This window comes from Methanosarcina spelaei (genome assembly GCF_002287235.1).
Taxonomy (GTDB): Archaea; Halobacteriota; Methanosarcinia; order Methanosarcinales; family Methanosarcinaceae; genus Methanosarcina; species Methanosarcina spelaei.
The window spans coordinates 1-5,268 of the sequence record NZ_LMVP01000136.1 but is presented as its reverse complement, the minus strand read 5'-3'; the positions used below and the strand labels follow the sequence as shown (position 1 = coordinate 5,268).

The following is a 5,268-nucleotide window of genomic DNA, read 5'->3' as shown; positions in this document are numbered from 1 at the left end:
TTTTTTAACGGTTTTCAAATCTACTTTTTCAAACACAATAGAAGGGAAATCTGCAGTCCATTTTTCTGCTGCTTATAATGCATCTTCTTCACAGAAGAAGTCCTCTCCTACCAGTTTTTTAAGCGACTTTTCTGCTTTTTCAAGTTCATTTTGAAGCTTCTTTCTGAGAGTTATCTCTTTCTTTTCTTTCATTTTATGAGAAAGCAACAAAACCCACTTTTGCTTGACTCCCCCATAATCAACAAAGGTTTGATAAAACGAGTATCTTTCATCGCTTTTCAGTGGCTTCAGGTTTAGATTTGCAGTTAGCAGTTCCTTTGCCTCATTAATTGTTGCAGGAACACGACTGATCCAGAATGACTTTCCTATATTATTGATATTATTGTCAGTGTAAAAGGAACTATCAGCGACATAGTACACTTTGCTTTCAGGACTTAAAGCTGATTTGAGAGACTTTATTGCTTCCAGAATTGTGCTTTTGTCGGAAGCATTCCCTGAATGAGTGTTCATAAAAAGGGGTATTCCATGCTGATTTACAATCAAACTTAGCACAAATTGTTTGAGATCCCATCTTCCGTTTTTGGGAATTCCAAAAGTGATATCAATAGACTCCGTTTCTTCGTCTTGATAATCACCATAAACGCTGACACTTGTAGTGTCAGCGTGTAAACAATGGACAGGAATAGGTAGACGATTCATAATGTGAAGAACAATTTCCGTAAACAGTTTTGTAGGACCATACTTTACGATTCTGTCAAGAGTTTCTCCGATAGCATATTGATTCAGATCTTCTCGTGTTACACCTTCTCCAAAAAGTCTTTCTATAGAAATATTCCTGAAAAAGTCAGGAAAAAGGTATAGACGTTGACCTATGAAACCAAGACCATTGAGTACCATGGCAAGGATGCAGACTGAGTGAGGAATCTTGTGATCCCTTTCCTTTGGGAGTTTCTCATCGATCAGTTTGTCAACTTCAAGTTCTCGGAAAACTCCAGCAATGAGACCAAGGTGACCTAAAAATCTTGTACGTTTTATTGAGGATTCGACTAGTCGACTGTTGTTTTTGTCTGCCATGGAAAATCAAGAAAAAAGATGTGAGAATAATTATATTAACTTATATGTTTACCTGCCGAATCTAGGCTGTATCTATAAGATTTGTTTGGGTTAGAACATCTTCCAGGAAATTATTTACTCACATATCCTACCAGTCACTTTCCCATTCCCATTTGTGTTGATCCATTCGTTTTTCTCATATGGTCTAAATTTGTTCGTTTTAGTCCGTTTTTACTCTCTCGTGGGTTACAATTTATGATAGTTCTCAAATTTATTTAAAATTATTTATATGAAAAATTGATTCTGAAAAAATAATATTCTCGTGAAAAATGTTTTTTTATCAAACAACATTTAAATATTAATTATGAGCTCATACTACACCAAAAAAATTACTTGTAGAATAATAGTTAGTTTCAGATTATAAGAAATTGCTTATTTAATGGAAAAAGGCCCGGCTTTACTCCAGATCTTAAGAATTACAATAAGTAAATTATTTTTTTTATTGTGTAGATGTAGACTTATTTATCTACATCACTAAACCATATCGTGAATTTCGTTCCATGATCTCTTTCAAGCTTTACACAGCTATCTATCTGTTCAACAAGAATAGTTACGAGCTGAAGACCTAGAGAGTCCGCACTAGGAAAGTTAATTTCTTGCGAAATTCCTTTTCCATTGTCCGATACTTCGAGTACATAGTCAAAGCCATTTTTTTCCATACATTCCTCATTCAGACCGGAAACATTATTTTTGACGGCAGAAGTTCCTGTCCTGCGGAGATTTATCCGGATCTCGCCTTTTCCTCCAGCAGTAAAAGCATGTTTAAATGAGTTTGAGACCAGCTCGTTTACAATAATTCCCAGAGGAATTGCAGTATCCATGCCAAGATAAACCTGTTCAAGATTCAGCTTGAAACTGATATCCTTATTTCCCAGATTGTAAGAGTCAAGAAGATCTATAGTCAGTTTTTTTAAGTAAGCTGCAAAATCAAGTGTGTCGATTTTATCCCCTTTATATAGCTCCTCATGAATAAGGGCCATAGAAATTACTCGACTCCGGCTTTCCATAAAAGCCTCGATAACCTCCAGAGTCTTACAAACCTCAAGGTGAGAGAAGGTTTCTGCTTGAAGATCAAGCAAAGACGAAACCACCTGCAGATTATTCTTAATCCTGTGGTGAATTTCTTTTATGCGAATCTTTTCGATTTTTTCCAGAGTCTCCTGGCTCCGCTTTTGCTCGTCTATATCCTGAAGGACAATAATGACACCTTTGATCTTTCCTTCCCTGTCGCGAAAGGGAACAGCGCTTACTCGTACCCATATTTCTCGTCCGTCGCTGGAAGTATAGAGAAAATCCGTTCCGAAAGTGACATTTTCACCTTGAAGTGCTCTCTGGCCAGGCCATTGGGACCGATTGAGTAAGCGGCCGTTAGTTCCCCATGCTCGCCAACGCCAGCTATTCTCAGAGTCCTGTGATGGAATGACATTACCTATGAAACGACGGAACATGCTATTGGTAACCATCAAACGTCCTTGAGGATCGACAAGTCCGGTACCTACTGGCAGTTGCTCAAGAAAAGCAGAAAGCAACTCCTCATTCTGACGCAAGGCATCCTCCATTCTTTGGTACTCGGTGATATCCTGGAGTATTCCTCTAATTTGGACAGGGTTATTTTTCTCATCAAAAATAACATCTGACTGCATATGGATTATACGTTCTTCCCCGTCACCCCGAACAATCCTGCACTCAATACTGTAAGGTTTTCCGTTTATGGCTTCCTTAGTGACACTTTTGACGAGATTTCGATCATCTGGGTGTATGTAATTTAAAAATTCATTGTAAGGTGGTCCTGCTTCTTGTGGATCGCGTTTAAAAATACGATATAGCTCATCAGACCAGTATGCTTTATCAGCCATAATATTCCATTCCCAGTTTCCAACATGAGCCATTTTTTGAGCTTCAGCAAGACCTTTTTCACTCTTTTTTAAAGAATTATAAGCATTTTCAAGCTCGGCTGTACGTTCTTTAACCAGTTTTTCCAGGTTGTCGAGTGTACTTTTCAATTTTTCTTCTGTTTCTTTTCTCTGAGTGATGTCAGTAAACATTACCATGTTGCCTATAAACTTACCATTGTTGTCAAATAGAGCTTTACCGCTTACAATTGTCCATAATGGTGAGCCATCTTTACGTATGAACTTAAACTCGTAGCTCCTATCAATACCACGCCGTCTGTCTTCAAGATTCTTTTTAACATTTAGCTTATTTTCCTCAATTGCAAAATCCCACGCCAGTCTGCCAATCATTTCGTCCTGAGTGTATCTTAACATTTCAGCTAACCTTTTATTAACATAAACAGTCCTGGCTTCGGGGTCACCTATCCATACACCTTCACTGGCTGTTTCAACAATATTGCGGTACTTTCCCTCGCTTTCTTGCAGTTCCTTCTCCATCTGTTTACGTTCGGTGATATCTCTTAGAATCAGTGCTACCTTCCCTCTCTCAGGACTGAAAACATAGATATCTAGATGTTTATGCGCTATTTCACTACCGATCTCAAAGTGCATTGGCTTGCCTGAAAGTGCTACTTCGTTATATTTCTCAATTGCTATAGGGCTCACATTGGGGAATACTTCCAGCATAGTTTTGCCCAGGATATGTTCCCTTTTTACTCCTAAAATGAGTTCAAAAGCGGGATTAAGTTCAAGGTAACTATAGTTGTGTGGCTCACCCTTTTTATCGTAGATGACCTCTAAAAGACCGAAGCCATCGGTCATATTTGTAAAGAGCATACGGTAACGCTCTTCACTTTTCCGAAGAGCTTCTTCAGTTTGTCTGCACTCAGCATGAATTTCTCTTTCGGAGTTTTCTATTTTCTCCCACTTTCCTTCTTTTTTTGCCAAAACGAGTTGATGATTTGCGGCAATCTCAATAACATCGACAGCACTGCATGTATCTAGAGAATAGGTACACAGTGCTATGACTGGACATTTGTTTATGATAGAGTTCATTCCTCTTTCGTAATTAACAAAGTTACTCCAACTTTCGTTTTCTAGCGAGGAGGTATTGTTAATCAATCTCAAACCATCATAACCACCTGCTAACGACTTATTTACTTTATCAATCAAACCGTTTAAGACTTCCTGAAAATCAAAAGTTTCGTTTTTTATATACCAATGATTTAAGGAGATAATCTCGATTTGTTTCTTTTCCAGGTAAGTATCAGCATTGATAACAGCTGTTTTCAATACTTCTTCTGCCTCTTTTACTTCCAGATGACTTGATGCAATCCAGATGCAAAATTCGTTACTTTCCAGTCCAGCTTTTAAATATGGAATAACTATATCCTTCAATTCTTCTTTATTCTGGTAAAATTGGCAGAAATGTGTTCCCCAGGGCACACTCCCAATGGAATCAATACCAGAATTTCTAATACTATTTTTCATACTTCTCTCCAGCTTAAGAGACAAGGTTAAAAATACGTTAAACCAAAATATTTATTCTATATGTTATAACATTTTAAAAAATATTATAACATTTTAGAATTTCAATATCGACCTGACCCAACCCTTACAGGTCTCTAAAGTTTTTACAGCTGAATTTACTCCTTATAACAGAATCACTTATCAAGTTTTTTCAACAATATCAGCTGCTCCTAGAAGAATTACTATTTTAGAGAAATCATTTAAACAAGTCATTTAAACAAGTCATTTAAACAAGTCATTTAAACAAGTCATTTAAACAAGTCATTTAAACAAGTCATTTAAACAAGTCATTTAAACAAGTCATTTAAACAGTCATTTAAATAAGTCATTTAAACAAGTCATTTAAGCAAGCACAAATGTTCTATAACGATTATTATACGTATACAATTATTTATAATATCCTAGCCAGGTAGCTTGCATTCCAGAGTCAGTTTACAGAACAGTAAAAACCCACTTCATATAGAATTAACCCATTTCATATAAAGTTCATGAAAACTCACAAAATATTCATTAAAAGCTTATTGACGATTTATCAGTAGTTGCAGCAATTTTACTGATTTTCAGATTTCAGACACGAAAAAAGAAAGATTATGCTTATTTTTCTAAAAGTTATCTATTGACCCCCTTTTGCTTTAAATTTTTATCTCTTAATTTTAATACTATTGTGATTCAATATATCTGACATTCCGCAGATGTCTGACAAATTTACCTATTTTTTATTAATATATAAATA

At 36.2% G+C, this 5,268-nt stretch carries 1 protein-coding gene and 1 pseudogene; both read right to left on the bottom strand.

Translation table 11 applies throughout. The features are described 5' to 3' along the window. Positions 1 to 1,074: pseudogene (locus tag ASJ81_RS08700) on the bottom strand (IS1634 family transposase); the annotation flags it as partial. A gap of 497 nt (positions 1,075 to 1,571) precedes the next feature. Continuing rightward, positions 1,572 to 4,496, bottom strand: coding sequence for a PAS domain S-box protein (locus ASJ81_RS08695; RefSeq protein ID WP_095644131.1), 2,925 nt, complete (start codon positions 4,494 to 4,496; stop codon positions 1,572 to 1,574). Positions 4,497 to 5,268 lie beyond the last annotated feature (772 nt).